The organism is Erysipelothrix aquatica (genome assembly GCF_009828825.1).
GTDB classification, from domain to species: Bacteria; Bacillota_I; Bacilli_A; order Erysipelotrichales; family Erysipelotrichaceae; genus Erysipelothrix; species Erysipelothrix aquatica_A.
This window is the reverse complement of record NZ_WTTA01000004.1, coordinates 59,287-78,045: the sequence shown is the minus strand read 5'-3', so window position 1 is coordinate 78,045 and position 18,759 is coordinate 59,287. Positions and strand designations below refer to the sequence as shown.

Sequence of the window (18,759 nt, the reverse complement as noted above, 5' to 3'; positions counted from 1 at the left end):
TGATATAGTTACTGTAATAATGGAGGAAAAACACGATGAAAATTGCAGTGATCACAGACTCATCCGCGGGAATTTCTAAGGCCCAAGCTGAAGAATACGGAATCTACGTGGCACGTATGCCAATAACCATAGATGGAAAAGAATATATGGAAGAAGAAGGGATTTCACGTGAGGACCTCATTGCAGCAATGCGACGTGGTTCAGTTGTTGGGACATCTCAGCCACCTTTAGGTGCTATGATGGAACAATTTGAAACACTTTTGAAGACATATGACCATATTATCTTTCTACCTATTTCGAGTAAGTTGAGCGGAACATTTCAAACGGTCTCAAGTATTGTTGATGACTTTGATCGACGGATAACTGTAATTGATTCGAAGTTTGTGGCAGCTCCATTACTTTTATTATCAAAAGATGTAAAACAGATGGTGGATAACGGGATGACACCGGATGCGATTAAGCGCCAAGTGGAACACAATGCGGATATGTTCGCACCCTTAATTCCGGAAGATATTCAATATTTAAAACGCGGTGGTCGAATTACGCCAACAGCAGCAGCAATTGCGAATCTACTTAAAATCATTCCAGTACTTAAAGTTGCGAATGGCGAAATTGACTTGCTAGAAAAAGTCAGAACCCATAAAAAAGCAGTTAAAGTAGGCGTTGAAAAAGTAACGGAAGGACGTAATCCAGAAGCATACCATTGGGTTGTTTTAGATGGTGACTGCGATCCGAAGTTACTTCAACAAACAATTGATGATGTTGAGAAGATAACCGGCCAAACAGTTATCCGTGAGCTGTTGTATCCAATCGTTTTGGCACACACAGGACCTGGATCGATTGCAATCGCAGCGTACAAAAAAATTATTTAAAAGGAGTAAATCATGAATTTAATTGAAACAAATCTAGTTGCAGCACTAGAAAACATCATAGCTGAAGCATTTGGTATCGAAAACGAACCAGGTTTAGTTATGTTAGAAATTCCAAACAAATCAGAAATGGGAGATTATTCATCCAATATTGCGATGCGTTTAACAAAACGAGTAGGCAAAAATCCGCGCGAGATAGCAACAATAATCACAGAAGCAATTGCGGAAAATCCAATGATCCAAAATGTTGAAGTAGCAGGGCCAGGATTTATAAACTTTTTTATGAAACCATCTGTTTTGGGTGATATCATTAATACAGTTTTAGATGCTAAAGATAATTATGGTCGTTCAACGGTTGGTGCCGGACAGAGTGTCTTGGTAGAGTACGTGAGTGCGAACCCAACAGGACAGTTGCATGTTGGACATGCACGCGGTGCTGCGTGGGGTGATTCCTTAACACGTATTATGACATATGCAGGATACGACGTTCTACGTGAATACTACGTAAATGACCTTGGAAACCAAATCACAATGTTGAGTCATTCTTTGTATGCGCGATATCAACAGGCTTATGGTATTGAAGCAGTGATGCCAGAAGACGGATACCATGGTGAAGATATCAAACAAATCGCCCAAGATGTTATTGCACGTGAAGGTGATGCATGGCTTACAAAACCACAAGAAGAATGGGAACCATTCTTTAAAAAAATAGGTATTGAGTTTGAACTGGAGCGTATTGAACGGGATCTTGGCAAATTTGGTGTTTCATTTGATTCATGGGTTAGTGAAAAATCCGTTTACGACAATGGAAGTGTTGTGCGCCGTCTAGAAGAAATGAAGGCTAACGGCGAAACCTATGAAAAAGATGATGCATTATGGTTTGCATCAACAAAATATGGTGATGATAAAGACCGAGTCTTAATCAAATCAGATGGGTCTTACACATATCTTGTACCAGATATTGCTTACCATCTCTATAAACTAGAGCGTGGTTACCAACGCTTGCTAAACCTTTGGGGTGGTGACCATCATGGCTACATTCCACGTATGAACGCAGCCCTCGAATCCTTTGGATATAAAGATGTCATGGATGTTGATATTATTCAAATGGTTCGCCTTGTGGAAAACGGGGAAGAAGTGAAGATGTCTAAACGTACAGGAAATGCTGTAGGTCTTGTCGATCTAATTGACGATATTGGTGTTGATGCAGCCCGTTACTTCTTTGCAAGCCGTGCACTACAAACACCACTTGATTTCGATTTGGGTCTTGCTCGTACACAATCAAATGATAACCCGGTATTTTATGCACAATACGCGCATGCCCGTATTGCATCAATTTTACGTCAAGCAGGAGATGTCAATCGTGTGGAAGTCATTGATCTATTGACACATCAAAAAGAAGTAGAATTACTTAAACACATCAACGAATTTAGTTCAGTGGTTGCAGACACCGCGAAAAACCGTACCGTTCATAAAATTACAAACTATATTCAAGAATTAGCGGCATATTTCCATAGTTTCTATGGAGAACTTAAAGTCAATGACCCAAGTAATCCAGCTTTAACACAACAACGTCTAAACTTACTTGTGGCAACACAAATTACATTAAAAAATGCACTCAATCTTGTTGGGGTTTCAGCACCTGAACAAATGTAGTTGCACATCCTAGTGTATCAGTGTATTATATAAGTATCACAAGGAGGTCATGGCATGTCGTTAAATAAGAGTACGGTAGCAATCTACCGACAAATAATTGACTACTTTCAATATGAAATAGCATCAGGCCGTGCTGTACCAGGGGAACGTATTGATTCGATTCGTAACTTAGCACTTAAGTTTAAGGTGAATCCAAATACAGTACAAAAAGGCTTAACAGAATTAGAACGTGATGGATTTATCATCACAGATAGAACAAACGGAAAATTTGTGACCGAGGATGAAGTTAAAATTCAAGAATTGAAACAGAAACTAACGCACGATTTAACCGTTGACTTTGTTCAAAGGGCGAAAGATTTAAATATAGGCAGCGAGGCACTTCTTGAAGCAGTCACGCTGGTGTGGGAGGAATAATATGAATCAACCATTCTTAAGTATGCGTAATGTATCGAAACAATACGGATCATATCCTGTGCTTCGAGGCATTAATTTAGAATTAGACGGTGGTAAGATTATCGGTTTGTGTGGACCTAATGGTTCCGGAAAAACAACGATGATTAAATCCATTATGGGATTACTCAGAGATTTTGATGGCGAAATTTTAGTCCAAGGTAATGAAATTGGTGCAATTTCAAAAGCAAAAATCTCATATCTACCTGATGTAGAATATTTAGAACCAACACTTACAGGAATCAATGCAGCAAAACTGTATAAAGATATCTACCCTGACTTCGACATGGCAGTGTTAGAAGACTTGTTCTTAAAACTAAAACTGGATCCAACGATGCCAGTATCCAAAATGTCAAAAGGGATGCGTGAAAAATTTCAACTCGCATTGTGCTTGTCAAGAAAAGCTGATATCTATATTTTTGATGAACCGATTGCAGGGGTTGACCCGGCATCACGCGATTCAATTCTAGATACAATTCTTGGTAATTATGCAAACGATGCATTATTGATTATTGCAACGCACTTAATTGCTGATATTGAGCCAGTTTTGGATGAAGTTGTTTTCCTTAAAGAAGGGCAAATTCACCTTCACCGAAACTGTGATGATCTACGTGAAGAGTACAATGCATCGGTTAATGATGTATTCCGTGAGGTGTTCAAATGGTAGTCAAACTTGAAAAAAACGAAATTAAAGCAACAGCAAAATCATTCTTGCCAGTGCTCATTATGACGATTATTGGTGCAGTCTTTGCAGTAATAATTGGATTCCAAATGAAAGATGTAGCAAGTGGTCTCGAACTTACGACATTCGGATCCATATTCTTGGGCGTATCGGTGCTTGTAATCTATGCCATGATTATTGCATCAGTTGTACTTACCTATAAAGCAATTATTGATATGCTTTACAAAGGTATTTATAAAAAAAGTGCCTATCGCTTATTTACATACCCTGCGTCTTCAACAGAGATTTTTATTGCAAAAACAATTACAGCATCATTCTGGAGCCTCGTCTCATTTGCAGGAATCTTTGCTATTTACTTTGGAGCAATCAGTATTTTCTTCATTGATGCTTCAATGTGGCGTCAAATTACCCAAATCTTTAGTTTCTTATTTGGAGCTATCTTTGAAGGAAATGCAACCTTTGCATCATTCCTCATTGTTGTAGGGCAATTTACACAAACAATCCTATGGGTAACCGTATTATTGTTTGCAGGAAGTATTGCGAACTCAAGCCGATTCAGAAACAATCGTGGTTTGTTAACATTTGTATTCTTTGTCGGGATGTACTTCTTAATTTCAATTATGTCAAATTTATTATTACCAGGAACGGGATTTGACATCATCAGTATTGAAAACGGTACAGGTGGTGGAATATCAAATGCATACCAAGTAATATCATTGATTAAAGATGTAATCTTCATCATTGTTAGTGGTGTTGGTACAATTTGGTTCTGGAATAACAAACTCGAAATTTTAAACTAAGATAAAAGAAAACTCCGGTAGCAATATCGGAGTTTTTGTGTGCTTAAAAATCTAAGGTCATGTAAGGTTTGTGGTCCAACGTAAGAATCGATAACGATGAATCGCTAAGATACCCGTAAGAATTGGGGTGTCCGCCCTTAGGGAGTGCAATTGATCCAGGATTATACATCAGTGTATTGCCAGACTTTTCGAGAACGGGAATGTGCGTGTGTCCAGAAACGAAAATATCAGCATTTGATTGAGGTCCAAACGTGTTCGGGTCTACCAAATGTCCATGGGTAATATAGATCTTTTTGTTGTTGAGTTGCGTGAGTGTGTAGTCTTGCATCATTGGAAAGTTCAACAACATTTGGTCGACTTCAGCATCACAGTTACCACGTACTGCTAAAATGGGAACTGTAACAGCATTTAGTAAATCAGCAACCGTTTGTGGATTGTAGTCATCCAAAATTGGATTTCGAGGACCATGATAGAGGGAATCACCGACCAAAATTATTTGATCAAAAGGCAAAGGTGTTGCCAAAACCTCCTGTAACCGCTGGTGACTTCCGTGGATATCGGAAATAATTAATGTATTCATCGTAATACCTCCTAAAACTATTATAAAAGAAAATGTGAAGTCGTGTAACACAATTCACGAAATTGACATAAACTATGAGTCTTAGTATGCTAAAATAACTACAGGAAGTGAACATATGAAAAATACAACCAAACAGTCAAAAGGACTTGTGCTCTTTATAACAATACTATCACTTGCAATAATGGGTGTTGGGGGCTTTTATATTATGAAGGGATTTCAAGGGAACAAAAATAATTCCGGTGTGGGAACCGTAAGTCAAAATAATTTTTACACATTACGTAAAAACGCGACACCGCATCAAAAAGAAATCTATGATCAATTATCGGATGCATTAAACCAAGACGTACGTGACGATCAAAAGACTGCTGGGCTTGTGGCTCAGAGTTTTGTTGCGGACTTCTACACATGGACGAACAAAACAAAATTTAACGATGTTGGGGGACTCCAATTTATTCACCAAGACATTCGTAAACCAGTCTTTGATCAAGCGCTCGATAATTTTTATGGAGATATGAACTATTACCTTCAAAAAGGAGACATTGCCAATACGTTGGAGGTCAGTCAGTCAACGACGAAACCAACAAAGAATGTCAAATTCTTAATGCAGGAAGAAGAAACAGATTCAGACGGTGAAATCAGGAAGGAAGCCATCACAGTTGATGCTTTCCAAGTTGAAATCACATGGACTTACAAAGATGCAACTGCAGTGAAAACTGCAGACTTCCAAAAATCATCAACTATAACAATCGTGAAAGATACCGATGGCTTATACTCAATCGTGGAGGTAACTGATGGACAACCAACAGACACCAACAACCAAGCCTAAATTTTCATTATGGGACAATATATACGTTGGGATGGGAGTTGCGCTCATCAGTAACGGACTTGTTATCGCATTACTCTTTATTGTAGGTAACTATATGAAGATTCATGCGGAGTACTTTACGTGGGCAGTGGGAATTCTTGTAATTCTTGCATTACTTCTTAATATTACATTCCTCGTGGGATATGCAAAAAATAAACGCGTATTTCGCATCGTAACGGTTGTCTTTGGGTTAATTCTAATAACCGTGGGAAGCGTTGCAACATACTACCTTTACCGTACGGATTTCCTCATTAATCAAATTGTTAATACGACAGGTCAAGAAAATGTCGAATATGTCGTTGTATCCATTGATGGTACATTGACAGAAAATGATTTAGATGGAAAACGAGTTGGATTTGTTACAAGTACAAATCCAGGGTTTGCACCACTCATGCAAGATACAGTTCACCGTTACTCACGGACAGTCGAGTTCGTTGAGTATCCAAGCAACAAAGAACTCGTCCAAGCGGCGATTGATAAGGAAATTCCATTTGCTGTATTACCAAAAAACTATACACGTGTCGCGGAAACAGTTGATGCTCCGGTGAATCCGTTTGAACAATCAAAAGCGATTATTCAATTCTCTACATCGATTACATCAGATATTTCTAGTGTCGATGTTATTAAAGAACCGTTTACCATGCTTATGCTGGGAAACAATGACAACTTATCAGACTCAATCATTCTTGCAACATTTAATCCACAGACAATGAAAGCAACGATGACAAGTATTCCACGTGACAGTTATGTTCCAATTGCATGTTACCCTGGACAGTCATCAGATAAAATCAATCACGCCCGAGGCATCAGCCGTGAATGTATGATTGATACTGTAGAAAACTTCTTGGATATCCAAGTGGATTTCTATTTCGAAACAGACTTCTATGCATTAGTTAAGATTGTGGACGCCTTAGGTGGACTTGACATTGAATCACCGCATCAATTTGCGGGATCATTCCCAATTGAAGGGTCAAATCCAGTAGAATACGATGATATCACAGTACCTGAAGGTCTTAATCATTTAGATGGTAAGCAAGTTGTTACTTTTGCGCGTGAACGTCATACGTTCCCTGATGGTGACTTTGCGCGTCAACGAAACCAACAATATGTAATTCAAGAAGTTGCGAAGAAAATTATCAACACCAGAAATCCGAATACACTTGTAAATGTTCTTGATGGAGCGAAAGATAACATCTCGACGAACATGTCAGTGAGTGATATGACAGGTCTTATGGGCTATGCAATTCAAAGCATTCAATCATCACCGCTTGAACCTATGGATACATTTAGAATTACACAATCACAAGTTTTAGGTATTCCAGACTTCGTGGGTGATGCGTCTGTAGTTCGTCCATACTCCACATACGTCAATAACACTCGCACGTTAATCGACCAGAACATGGAAAAAGAACCACGCTTGCAAAATGATACATCCTTTGGTTTTACATTCTTAAAACCTTATAATGCCTTCACTCAGAATCCAGATTTAGAACCATTTGATGGACTTTTCTGGTCACCAAGCGGTCCGACTGGATTGCCAGCGTCAGAACGTGAAGAAACGACACAGCAAGAGCAAACTCGAGAACCGCAAACAAATAATCAAAACGGTTCTCAACAGAATACACAAACAGAACGTCCGACAGACAACGAGGAAGAAGCGGTGGAAGAGACAAAACCGCCGGTTACGAAACCAACAGAACCGGAAACTGATCCCGATACGGACAATGAGAATCAAAAACCTGACGATAACTCAGATACAGATTCAACAAATAATAATTCAAACTCGTCTAATCAAGCACAAAAGCCAACGAATCGTTAGCACAGAAATTGTAATTTAATGAAAGCAAAACCGTCGTGTGCACGTCATTGCAGCGATGGTTTTATTTCTATAAGGAGGCAACCGATGCGACACCGAAAACAACCCAAAGCTAAGCGTTTTTTTGATGCACCATTCTATGGTATTCTCATAACCTTTTCAACCAACATTGTGATAGCGATGATGATCGTTCTCGCAGGTAATTATATGAAAATCCATTCGGAGTACTTTACGATGGGAATTGGAATATTGGTTATTCTAGCACTTGTCTTAAATATCACGTTCTTAATCGGATATGCAAAACGCGTTCGATTCATGCGAACTATCAATGTTTTCTTTGGGATTGCGTTACTGACAGTGAGTGGAGTTGCTACTTATTATCTATATAAAACAGATTCTTTAATAAACCAAATTATCAACATTTCGGGAGAGGAAAGTATTGACTACGTTATTGTCTCAATTGATGGAAAAAAAACAGACAAAGATTTAGTCGGCGCTAAAGTAGGTTACATTCAAAGTGTCAATCCAGAATTTGAAACGCTTATTCAAGAGAATGTACAGCGATACTCACGCACTTCGGAACTGGTCGAATACAAAGATACCAAGAGTTTGGTGGATGCAGCCCTTAACAAAGAAATTCCGTTTGCGGTACTTCCTAAGAACTACACGCGACTTGCTGAAACTGTTGACGCACCCACGAATCCATTTGAACCATCAAAAAGCATCGTAAACTTTTCAACATCTGTATCATCAGAAGTATCTAAAGTTGATGTTGTAAGTGAGCCCTTCACCTTACTCATGCTAGGAAACAATGATAATCTATCCGATTCCATCATTCTTGCAACATTTAATCCGAACACAATGAAAGCAACAATGACAAGTGTCCCTCGTGATAGCTATGTACCTATAGCATGTTACCCAGGCCAAACTTTTGATAAGATAAATCATTCACGCGGTATTAGCCGTGAATGTATGATTGATTCCGTGGAGAATTTCCTTGATGTTGATATCGATTTCTACTTTGAAACAGATTTTTATGCTCTTGAGAAAATTGTCGACGCACTTGGGGGACTAGATATTGAGTCGCCATTACAATTCGCAGGGTCATTCCCAATTGAAAACTCAAATCCAGTAGAATACGAACCAATAACAGTACCAGAAGGCATGAATCATCTTGACGGTAAACAAGTTGTTACATTTGCCCGTGAACGCTATAGCTTCGCTGATAATGATTTTGCCCGTCAACGAAACCAACAGTATGTCATTCGAGAAATTGCGACAGCTATTATTAATACTCGTAATCCCAATACACTTGTAAACATTTTGGACGGAGCGAAAAACAATATTTCAACGAACATGTCCGTTAAACATATGACATCCCTAATGGGATATGCAATCACAAGTATCCAAACATCACCATTGGAACCGATGGAAACGTTTAGAATTATCCAATCACAAATACTGGGAGAACCCGATGAAGCACCGAATGGTGCAAGCGTAATTCGTCCATATACTACGTATGTACATAATACGCGAACACTCATTGATCAAAATATGGAGACAACTCCGCAGCTTCAAGGTGATACAGCCTTCAGTTTCACGTTTTCAAAACCGTATGATGCGTTTACTCAAAACCCTGACTTGGAAACATTTGATGAACGCTTATGGTCGGAGAATGAGTTAAAGAGTAATCGGGATCGTTCAAAAGATAAGTCCCTTGCGAATCAAGAAACCAAGATAAATGGCACCAATGATTCTAAAACCTCACAAACGAACTCTAAGAATCCACAAAGCCCAAAGAGTACGAAAAACGAAAATATCGATAGTATGACGGCAAGTGGAGAAGTCAAAGTACCAGACTTTAGTTCTATGAGTCGCGATGAAATCGAAAAATGGGCGATTAAGCATAAAATTGACATCGAATTTGCACAATCAGAACAGAGTTCAGAAATGTTTAATGACGGCCAATTTTGGTCGCAATCGAGTCTTGAAGGTGATGTACTACCGCAAGGGTCCACAATTGTGATTCATTATGTTGTGAAATCATAGAAATGTGTTCACATTTGTAATCGATCGTGCAAAAATAAATAGAGAAGATAAGGAAGTGATGCCACTTCCTTTCGTCTTTGTTGAAAAGAAAGTCGGACTGTACGATAATAGTAACGTTAAAACAGGAGAAGTTTTATGAAACACGTATTTATTATTAATCCAATTTCAGGACTGGGGAATGTAAAAGATGTTGCTGGTTGGGTTCACGAATATTTTGAAAAATGTAATGAAAGTTATGAAATTCGTTTTACGGAATCTGTTGGTCATGCGCAACGCATTGCGTCTGAATATACAGAAGCAGTCATCTTGTATTCTGTCGGTGGAGATGGTACAGCTCACGAGATTCTGAACGGAATGCACTTTGACTCACAACTCGCAATAATTCCTGTGGGGACAGGTAATGATTTTTGGCGGATGATAGGAGCAGATAAAAAGAATATTAAAGATGTACTTTATCGAACAATCGAAGGTGAAGTCCATAATATTGATATTGGAATCGCGAATGGTCACTATTTCCTAAACTGCTTAAATATTGGAGTAGACGCGGATGTGAACAAACGCGTTAACGCGGTTCGTACAACCATCTTCCCCCGTTCACTTGTATATATCTATAATGCAGTGATTGCCCTTGCGGTAAAAAAGAAAACGCATTTGGATATTACGATGAATGGTAAGACACAACGATTCGATACGCTCCTCACTTCAGTTATGAATGGAAAGTGGTACGGAGGTGGCTTCAAGAGTGCTCCCTTAGCAGATATTGAAGACGGATTGTTGGATGTGACTATTGTGAGTGATGTTCCTTTTTGGAGATTGCCGAAATTATTTCCGATGTACTACAAAGGAAATCACTTGGGATTGGATGTTGTAGAGACGCAAAAAGTTACAGAATTACATATTCATGCAAATCATCCAGTTACAGTCGGATATGATGGAGAAGTCTTTGAATATACGGATATTGCGATCAAAGTATTGCAGGGAAAACTCAAATTTAGAATGCCCGTGGGCAACAACACTTAATTTTTGAGTAGTTGTGGTATAATATACAAGCTTAGGAGGTAATACACATGAAAAACTTAACAAAAGCTAACTTCAATGAAGAAATTTCAGATGGCGTTGTACTAGTAGATTTTTACGCTGACTGGTGTGGACCTTGCAAGATGATCTCCCCGATTCTTGCTGAACTATCAGAGGTACATGCTGATAAAGCTACAATCGTTAAAGTTAACGTGGATGAGGAAGGCGAACTTGCACAACGTTTCGACGTTATGTCAATCCCAACGCTTATCTTGTTCAAGGATGGAAAACCTGTTGGTCGCAAAACAGGATTCATGCCAAAACCAGAACTCGAAAAATTCATCACATCAGCTGAATAATTAAAACACCAACAATTTTGTTGGTGTTTTTTTTCATATGTATTGCATTTCAAAAATGAATATGTATAATAAAACTTGTGTTTAAGGTTACTAATATATTTGTTTAGCAATACTAAACAATCGAGGTGTACATGGAAATCGGGAAAAAACTCAAACAATTACGCATAAAAAACGGATTAACGTTAGAAGAGCTAGCAAGTCGTAGCGAACTGTCGAAAGGCTTTTTATCGCAATTGGAAAATGATTTAACATCGCCATCAATCGCAACGCTTAGTGATCTTGTAGAAGCGTTGGGTACGGACTTATCAGCATTCTTTAAACAAGAAAAAGAGGAACAGATTGTTTTTAAATCAGATGACTACTTTATTGATGAGAATGAAGACCATACAATCCACTGGATTGTTCCCAATGCACAAAAAAATGAAATGGAACCCATCATGCTTGAACTTAAAGCAGGTGGTGTATCAAATACAATCGAACCGCATGAAGGTGAAGAGTTCGGCTATGTACTGCAGGGAAAAATACTTCTTAAGTATGGTGAAGAAGAACTCACTGTATCTAAAGGACAAACATTTTATATTAACGGGAGCAAAACGCACGTGATTGAGAATCCGTACCAACAAACGGCTCGACTCATTTGGGTATGTACCCCACCGATTTTTTAAGGAGGAAACGCATGGAAAACAAACCATTGATTCAATTTCGAAATATTGTTAAGAGCTTTGATGACCAACTCGTCTTAAAAGGAATTAACCTTGATATTTTTGAAAATGAATTTGTAACACTACTGGGTCCATCAGGATGTGGCAAAACAACATTACTGAGAATTCTTGGAGGATTCTTAGAGCAAAATTCAGGAGAAGTTTACTTCGATGAATTAGAGATTACAAAACTTCCGGCCTACAAACGTGAAGTCAATACAGTTTTTCAACGATATGCACTCTTTCCACATTTGAATGTCTATGAAAATATCGCGTTTGGGCTTCGCATCAAAAAAGAAGACGAAAGCATCATTAAACAAAAAGTTGAACGTATGCTTGAACTTGTAGGCCTTGTTGGCTATGAACACCGCAGTGTTACAGCAATGTCCGGTGGACAACAACAACGGATTGCGATTGCGCGTGCGCTTGTAAATGAACCAATGGTTTTACTTCTTGATGAACCCTTGGGAGCACTCGATTTAAAACTACGTAAAGAAATGCAACACGAACTCAAAGCTATTCAGCAAGACGTAGGAATTACTTTCGTTTATGTTACCCATGATCAAGAAGAAGCATTAACAATGTCAGATAAGATTGTAGTCATGAATGCAGGTGAAATTCAACAAATCGGAACTCCAACAGATATTTATAACGAACCAGAAAACCGCTTCGTTGCGAACTTTATTGGTGACTCAAATATCTTTGAAGGTATCATGATTCGCGATAACCTTGTTGAATTTGACGGCACTCAATTTGAATGTGTTGATCACGGATTCGATGAAAATGAAAAAGTCGATATTGTTATCCGACCTGAAGACATCGATATTGTGGATGTTGAACTCGGAAAGTTAACAGGTATCGTTGATTCGATTCTCTTTAAAGGTGTTCACTACGAAATTGTCGTAAAGACAGACAATCGTGAGTTTATTATTCATACAACCGATATATCTGAAGTAGGAAAAGAAGTAGGCATCCACTTCTTCCCCGAAGATATCCATGTTATGTACACGATGGAGTCTTATTAGTGAAAAGCTATCGTAAGTTAATCACACCTTATGCTGTCTGGATGTCACTCTTCGTAGTACTACCGATGTTTATCATCCTAATCTACGCATTGACAACAAAAGGCAATGATGTTGTAACCCTACAATTATCATTTGATAACTTCAAAAAATTCTTTGATCCAGTCTTTATCAAAGTCTTACTCGAGTCCCTAAAAATTGCGACAGTAACAACCGTTATTTGCTTAATTATAGGATACCCGCTTGCATATATCATTTCGCGCCGTAGCGAAAAGATGCAAACCCTTTTAATTCTCTTGGTCACGTTACCAATGTGGATTAATATGTTAGTTCGAACCTATGCTTGGATTAGTATTTTGTCAGATGTTGGTATCATTAATAATATTCTTGGATTCTTTGGTATTCCGCCAATTAAAATGATGTATACCGACTTCGCCGTAATTTTAGGTATGGTATACAACTTCTTACCATTTATGATTATTCAAATTTATACCGTGTTATCCAAGATGGATGAGTCACTCATTCAAGCAAGCCACGATCTTGGGGCAAATCGATTCCAAACATTCAGAAAAGTCATTTTCCCACTATCACTTTCGGGTGTTATTTCGGGAATTACATTAGTGTTTTTACCATCATTATCAACTTTTATTATTCCGAAATTTCTCGGAGGCGGAAGCTACGTCTTGATTGGTAACCTTATTGAGAACCAATTCATTAATATTGGAGATTACAACTTTGGATCAGCCATCTCACTCATTATGGCAATTCTCATCCTCGTTTCGATGCACTTTGCACAACGTGCCGACAAGTCGAATACTGACGAAGTGATGAAGGGAGGGAAAATCTAATGAAAAAAGAACGTAAATTTGGAAGTATCTTCACACTTGCAGCGATGCTAATCTTCTTCTACGGTCCAATTATCGTTATGATTATCTTCTCGTTCAATAGTTCGAAATCGTTGACATCATGGACAGGTTTTTCAACAGACTGGTATTCCAAACTTTTTGAAAGCCGCGATATCATGGATGCAGTCTCTAATTCGGTAAGCATTGCAATTATCGCAACAATCATCTCAACAATCGTAGGAACTCTAACAGCAATTGGTATTTCACGACACAAACCAATAGTTCGTAAAATTTACCTTAACATCAACAACCTTCCGGTGCTTAACCCAGAGATTGTTACTGCGATTGGGTTAATGCTACTCTTTATATCCTTGCCGATGCTCGACAAAGGATATATGACAATGCTTATTGCCCATATTACATTCTGTACACCCTATGTCATTCTAACCGTACTGCCAAAGCTTCGATCATTAGATCCAAGCATCGCAGATGCAGCTATGGATCTGGGTGCAACACCCTTTGCAGCATTACGCAAAGTAATTCTGCCACAACTAACACCAGCAATAATTTCCGCTGCACTAATTGCCTTTACCATGTCATTTGATGACTTCGTGATTTCATACTTTACAACAGGTAATGGTGTCAGCAATATTTCAATTTATGTCTATACAATGTCAAAACGTATTAATCCAATGATTAACGCACTCTCAACAATTATTGTTGTTATTATCACGATAGCTCTCATCTTAATTAACGTTCTCCCACTCATCGTGAAAAAGAAAGATAAACGAAAGGTCGAAACCATATGAAAAAAATTCTAGTAGGACTTGCAGCACTAATTGTGCTTGCAGGATGTGCATCCGGCACATCAAAAGAAACACAAACACTCCGTGTATTTAACTGGGGTGAGTACATTGATGAAACACTTATCACTGAATTCGAGAAAGAATTCAATGCAAAAGTAATCTACGATCGCTTTGAATCAAACGAAGCAATGTATACAAAACTTCAAGATGGTTCAAGTTATGATATCTTAATTCCTTCAGACTATATGACACAACGTATGCGCGAAGAAGGGTTGCTTCAAAAAGTTGATTATTCTAAAGTTCCAAACTACGCAAATGTTAATCCAAGTCTAAAAGGACGTCACATGGATCCAAATGATGAATATACAGTGCCATACTTCATGGGAAGTGTTGGAATTGTTTATAATAAGAACAATGTTGACCAAAAGGATTTAGATACACTTGGATGGAACATTTTCATGGATCAAAAATATGCAGGTAAAACATATTTCTACGATTCAGAACGCGATGCATTCATGGTTGCTCTAAAAGCGAATGGATACTCCATGAATACAACAAACCCAGAAGAATTAGAAGTAGCATACAACTGGTTAGTTGAAATGCGCCAAACAATGTCACCAATTTATGTAACAGACGAAGTTATTGATGGAATGGCTACAGGGGTCAAAGACCTTGCTGTAGTGTACTCAGGAGATGCAAGCTATATTTTATCAGAGAATCCTGATATGGCTTTCTATGCACCGTTACAAGGAACAAACGTATGGTCAGATACAATGGTTATCCCAACCAACGCACAAAACCCAGAACTTGCACATGAGTGGATGAATTTCATGATTAGCGAAGATGCATCGACACGTATCTCTGAAGAAGTCGGTTATACAAGTCCGTTACCTACAGTTGTGGAGGCATTAACAGCACCAGGTGCTAAATATGCTGAGGTAAGCTCATACGTGCCACGTGATGGTTATGAGAAGGATGAAGAGTTCTTCTATGACGCAAACATGAAAGTTATTCTTTCGGATTACTGGCAAAAAATTAAAGCTGTTTAAGTAGTGATGTGAGGGTTATGCACAGGAGTTTATGTGCGTAACTCTCGCTTTTTATTAGCGAATCATAGCTCACCAATTGAATCGCGAAAATAAATGTACAACCTATTAAATGTAATACATACAAATGCGCGTTTGGCTCGCTAATATAGCGGATATATTAAATATTCGAATTCTCAATTTAAGATTGCAAATCTTCACTAAATTATAAAAAAATTAAATAATTATTAATCGTATCAGCATGCTAAAATGCACTGTTTAGCGGGTTATTGATAGTGTTGGGAAAATATTGCAAAAAAACGTAATTCTTTTTCAATAATATGCTTGCATTTTGTTTCTGTTATTGTATAATGTAAAAGCAGTCAAGGAAACGGCAAGTCAATCGCAAGATTAAAAGTCGATCAAATGGTTCCTTAGCCAAGTGGTAAGGCAACAGACTGCAACTCTGTCATCGTCGGTTCGAATCCGATAGGAACCTCCAATATGGGGATGTGGCGGAATTGGTAGACGCAACGGACTTAAAATCCGTTGAAGGCAACTTCGTATGGGTTCAAGTCCCTTCATCCCCACCATTACTTTTAATTGGTGGATCCACAATTCAATAAACGATGTACATTCGCGCTCGTAGCTCAACTGGATAGAGCACTTGATTACGGCTCAAGAGGTTATGGGTTCAACTCCTGTCGAGCGCGCCATATTAGTCGGGATGTAGCACAGCTTGGTAGTGCACCTGGTTTGGGACCAGGGGGTCGCAGGTTCGAATCCTGTCATCCCGACCATTTTTTTAAAAACATATTTATACATGGCGGGTTAGCTCAGTTGGCTAGAGCGTCCGGTTCATACCCGGAAGGTCGCGAGTTCGAATCTCACACCCGCTACCATTTATCTAAAACAAACTACTGTAGTATTGGACCCTTAGCTCAGTTGGTTAGAGCTACCGGCTCATAACCGGTTGGTCGTAGGTTCGAGTCCTACAGGGTCCACCAAATAAAACAAAATTTCCTTATGGAGGAGTACCCAAGTGGCTGAAGGGACTGGTCTTGAAAACCAGCAGACGTGAGAGCGTGCGGGAGTTCGAATCTCCCCTCCTCCGCCATAAATTTTGCTTGATTTGTTAAGTAAATGTGATATAATGGTGTAGCAGTAAAAATTACATATCGCGGGATGGAGCAGTCTGGTAGCTCGTCGGGCTCATAACCCGAAGGTCGTAGGTTCAAATCCTTCTCCCGCAACCAATGGCCCTGTAGCTCAGTCGGTAGAGCAACGGATTGAAGCTCCGTGTGTCGCCAGTTCGATTCTGGCTGGGGCCACCATAACAAATTGACAAACCTTTCTAATTATTTAGAAAGGTTTTTTTGCATTATAGGAGGTGGTAGAAATGCCGAGAAAGCCACTGGTTAGTATGGTTTCTAATCTAGTGAAAGATGAATTTAAGTCATCAGGAATGACGGTAAATGGATTTGCAAACATGGTTCGACTAAACAGGCAGACAATTAAAAGACTGCTTAACGAATCTCAATCATATCTACGTTCTGATATTATAGATCAAATTCTTAACAAATTTGAGGTATCTTACACAGAATTAGAAAAACGTTATGGTGAATATGAAAAAGAGTAAAAGAAAAGAGCCATTAGGCTCTCAGAACTCAACCAGTTCAATTTTACAATCCATATCGGTATTGGAAGTACCAGATAAGGAACGTTCACCATAAACCTTGACAATTTAATAAAATTGCAAAAGAAATATGGTTCCAAGCGCGAGTTTTTTCAACACGTCAACTTTCTAATATATTATACGATAATTTGAAAGTTTTAGCAAATAAAAAAACAAAAAAACATCATGGCAAGCCATGGATGTGAAGTTATCTAAGGAAGGAGTACGCACTTTGCTTACATACAACTACTACACTGATATACAGCCACTTTATGAAGTTCCTATTTTTAATCAAGAAACAATAATTGCTAGTTCAGAATCTATGGAAAATATTGAGTCTTTATGGAAAGAATATATGGATGATGAAACGGTAAGAAGATATAAATACACGGACAGAGAAGCAGGTAAAAAATATGAACATCGTTTTGGGTACACATTGACAATTCTTTTACCACAGTCTATTTTGTTGGAATCGTATAGCAGTATTGCTCATAGTGTTATGAATGAGTTATTGAAGACCCATAAAAAGGTATCATGGATTGCTGAAGCAACTAAACAAGGAGAAGGGACTTATATTACATTTACTTTATGCTTAGCAAAGCGATATAAAGCAGATAAAACAGTTAAGGTGTTTTACACTCATGATGTATATAAGCACAAAACTAAAAAGCACTTTATTAAGGAAGGTCATCCTGATGCCTATCTTACACACAAAGCAGGTGATTTAAAGTCTGAAATTCAAACAAGTTGGAGTAACAAGATTCGATTATTTGAAATGGAGAAAAAGGAATTTATTGATAATTTTATACCCATGCTTAAAAGGGTCGTGTGCAGAGCTATCAATAAGGTGAAAAAGATTAAAACTGGTAAATACCTTAAATATATTAAGCACACACTTCTTGCAAACAAGAAAAAGACAGTCTACTACAACATTAATGTTCGTTATTACAATGACTTCGTTGCTGATGTTAATCTCAAACTGAGGTATTGGGAAAACGCTATATACTCAGGTGCTAAATATTACCAGGAAGAAGACCTAATAAGAGATTGGAATGCATTGAAGCAGCGGTTCATTGCTTATACCAGAAATCGTAAGTTTAAGCTAACTACCTCAGGTAATAGGACAATTAAACTTAGTTTAAATCCTTGGATCAATACAGTTACATTTAGAGAAAATATTCAGTCAATACATGAATTATTTGATGAACAACTAGACAATATACTATCCAAGTATATATCAGCTTAATAGAGAAAGGAGAACTTATGAAAATATTAGTAATTCAAACAACACCAACATCTTGGATACACAAATTGCCTACAAATAAAGAGTTAAATGTCAAAACATTCTGGGATAAATGGGAACTATTAAACAAAATGTGCTTAAAAAAGCATAATCGCAGCCTATCAGATATGATCCGTAATGATAGCCGATTATCAGTTGGGTATGATTCGCTTAATAAAGAGCTAAAAAAATACGACTATAACTGGAATAAGGTTATCAATAATCCAAGAATACGAGTTTTAGAAATCGAATTATAAACG

At 38.1% G+C, this 18,759-nt stretch carries 19 protein-coding genes and 9 tRNA genes; 27 read left to right on the top strand and 1 reads right to left on the bottom strand.

The genetic code is table 11. From position 1 onward, the window contains the following. Window positions 1-35: 35 nt before the first annotated feature. Genes GVV22_RS08730 through GVV22_RS08710 form a run of 5 tightly spaced genes read left to right on the top strand, consistent with a single transcriptional unit; the run spans window position 36 to window position 4,457 of the window. On the top strand, window positions 36-872 hold the full coding sequence (locus GVV22_RS08730; protein ID WP_159649738.1) for a DegV family protein: 837 nt from the start codon (window positions 36-38) through the stop codon (window positions 870-872). 12 nt (window positions 873-884) lie between these two features. Then, the gene (argS, locus tag GVV22_RS08725) at window positions 885-2,525 is read left to right on the top strand and encodes an arginine--tRNA ligase (RefSeq protein ID WP_159649737.1); all 1,641 of its coding nucleotides are present in this window, start codon (window positions 885-887) and stop codon (window positions 2,523-2,525) included. Between the two features lie 54 nt (window positions 2,526-2,579). Continuing rightward, a complete protein-coding gene (locus tag GVV22_RS08720; RefSeq protein WP_159639469.1) occupies window positions 2,580-2,939 on the top strand; it encodes a GntR family transcriptional regulator in 360 nt (119 codons plus the stop codon). A 1-nt stretch (window position 2,940) separates the two neighbouring features. Next, window positions 2,941-3,642 (top strand): ATP-binding cassette domain-containing protein, encoded by a 702-nt coding sequence (locus tag GVV22_RS08715; RefSeq protein ID WP_159637402.1) that lies wholly within the window; start codon window positions 2,941-2,943, stop codon window positions 3,640-3,642. Further along, entirely contained in the window at window positions 3,636-4,457 is an 822-nt protein-coding gene (locus tag GVV22_RS08710; RefSeq protein WP_159649736.1) for a hypothetical protein, read from the top strand. Before GVV22_RS08715 ends, GVV22_RS08710 begins: the two co-directional genes overlap by 7 nt. A gap of 43 nt (window positions 4,458-4,500) precedes the next feature. On the opposite strand, the gene yfcE is transcribed toward GVV22_RS08710, so the two are convergent. Continuing rightward, window positions 4,501-5,037, bottom strand: a complete 537-nt coding sequence (yfcE, locus tag GVV22_RS08705) for a phosphodiesterase (protein ID WP_159649735.1) — start codon at window positions 5,035-5,037, stop codon at window positions 4,501-4,503. 115 nt (window positions 5,038-5,152) lie between these two features. On the opposite strand from yfcE, the gene GVV22_RS08700 reads away from it, so the two are divergent. From GVV22_RS08700 to GVV22_RS08595, 22 genes are all read left to right on the top strand, one after another. Then, window positions 5,153-5,863 (top strand): hypothetical protein, encoded by a 711-nt coding sequence (locus tag GVV22_RS08700; protein WP_159649734.1) that lies wholly within the window; start codon window positions 5,153-5,155, stop codon window positions 5,861-5,863. Further along, entirely contained in the window at window positions 5,829-7,721 is a 1,893-nt protein-coding gene (locus tag GVV22_RS08695; RefSeq protein ID WP_159649733.1) for an LCP family protein, read from the top strand. Before GVV22_RS08700 ends, GVV22_RS08695 begins: the two co-directional genes overlap by 35 nt. A gap of 84 nt (window positions 7,722-7,805) precedes the next feature. Further along, window positions 7,806-9,767, top strand: coding sequence for an LCP family protein (locus GVV22_RS08690; RefSeq protein WP_159649732.1), 1,962 nt, complete (start codon window positions 7,806-7,808; stop codon window positions 9,765-9,767). 135 nt (window positions 9,768-9,902) lie between these two features. Further along, window positions 9,903-10,787 (top strand): diacylglycerol/lipid kinase family protein, encoded by an 885-nt coding sequence (locus tag GVV22_RS08685; protein ID WP_159649731.1) that lies wholly within the window; start codon window positions 9,903-9,905, stop codon window positions 10,785-10,787. A 47-nt stretch (window positions 10,788-10,834) separates the two neighbouring features. Beyond that, window positions 10,835-11,143 (top strand): thioredoxin, encoded by a 309-nt coding sequence (gene trxA, locus GVV22_RS08680; RefSeq protein WP_159637344.1) that lies wholly within the window; start codon window positions 10,835-10,837, stop codon window positions 11,141-11,143. Window positions 11,144-11,274: 131 nt separating this feature from the next. Then, window positions 11,275-11,808: a helix-turn-helix domain-containing protein gene (locus GVV22_RS08675; protein WP_159649730.1), complete on the top strand. Its 534-nt coding sequence runs from the start codon at window positions 11,275-11,277 to the stop codon at window positions 11,806-11,808. An 11-nt stretch (window positions 11,809-11,819) separates the two neighbouring features. Next, window positions 11,820-12,869 carry a spermidine/putrescine ABC transporter ATP-binding protein gene (potA, locus tag GVV22_RS08670; RefSeq protein ID WP_159649729.1) on the top strand — a complete coding sequence of 350 codons (1,050 nt, stop codon included), beginning with the start codon at window positions 11,820-11,822 and terminating at the stop codon, window positions 12,867-12,869. Then, window positions 12,869-13,714, top strand: coding sequence for an ABC transporter permease (locus tag GVV22_RS08665; RefSeq protein ID WP_159649728.1), 846 nt, complete (start codon window positions 12,869-12,871; stop codon window positions 13,712-13,714). The genes potA and GVV22_RS08665 overlap by 1 nt, the downstream gene beginning before the upstream one ends. Then, window positions 13,714-14,520 (top strand): ABC transporter permease, encoded by an 807-nt coding sequence (locus GVV22_RS08660; RefSeq protein ID WP_159649727.1) that lies wholly within the window; start codon window positions 13,714-13,716, stop codon window positions 14,518-14,520. The genes GVV22_RS08665 and GVV22_RS08660 overlap by 1 nt, the downstream gene beginning before the upstream one ends. Next, window positions 14,517-15,566, top strand: a complete 1,050-nt coding sequence (locus GVV22_RS08655; RefSeq protein ID WP_159649726.1) for an ABC transporter substrate-binding protein — start codon at window positions 14,517-14,519, stop codon at window positions 15,564-15,566. The genes GVV22_RS08660 and GVV22_RS08655 overlap by 4 nt, the downstream gene beginning before the upstream one ends. Window positions 15,567-15,970: 404 nt before the next feature. Beyond that, window positions 15,971-16,044: transfer RNA gene (locus GVV22_RS08650), tRNA-Cys, on the top strand. Window positions 16,045-16,048: 4 nt separating this feature from the next. After that, window positions 16,049-16,135: transfer RNA gene (locus tag GVV22_RS08645), tRNA-Leu, on the top strand. A 46-nt stretch (window positions 16,136-16,181) separates the two neighbouring features. Continuing rightward, a tRNA-Arg gene (locus tag GVV22_RS08640) sits at window positions 16,182-16,258 on the top strand. A 7-nt stretch (window positions 16,259-16,265) separates the two neighbouring features. Continuing rightward, window positions 16,266-16,342: transfer RNA gene (locus GVV22_RS08635), tRNA-Pro, on the top strand. Window positions 16,343-16,367: 25 nt separating this feature from the next. Beyond that, window positions 16,368-16,444: transfer RNA gene (locus tag GVV22_RS08630), tRNA-Met, on the top strand. Between the two features lie 28 nt (window positions 16,445-16,472). Beyond that, window positions 16,473-16,549 (top strand) — tRNA-Ile (locus GVV22_RS08625). A gap of 21 nt (window positions 16,550-16,570) precedes the next feature. After that, a tRNA-Ser gene (locus GVV22_RS08620) sits at window positions 16,571-16,659 on the top strand. A gap of 62 nt (window positions 16,660-16,721) precedes the next feature. Further along, window positions 16,722-16,798 (top strand) — tRNA-Met (locus GVV22_RS08615). Window positions 16,799-16,800: 2 nt separating this feature from the next. Then, window positions 16,801-16,876, top strand: a tRNA-Phe gene (locus GVV22_RS08610). A 65-nt stretch (window positions 16,877-16,941) separates the two neighbouring features. Further along, window positions 16,942-17,181 (top strand): hypothetical protein, encoded by a 240-nt coding sequence (locus GVV22_RS08605; RefSeq protein ID WP_159649725.1) that lies wholly within the window; start codon window positions 16,942-16,944, stop codon window positions 17,179-17,181. Window positions 17,182-17,449: 268 nt separating this feature from the next. Next, window positions 17,450-18,463, top strand: coding sequence for a hypothetical protein (locus tag GVV22_RS08600; RefSeq protein WP_159649724.1), 1,014 nt, complete (start codon window positions 17,450-17,452; stop codon window positions 18,461-18,463). A 17-nt stretch (window positions 18,464-18,480) separates the two neighbouring features. After that, complete coding sequence (locus GVV22_RS08595) at window positions 18,481-18,756, top strand: hypothetical protein (protein ID WP_159649723.1); 276 nt, start codon at window positions 18,481-18,483, stop codon at window positions 18,754-18,756. The last annotated feature ends 3 nt before the right edge of the window (window positions 18,757-18,759 follow it).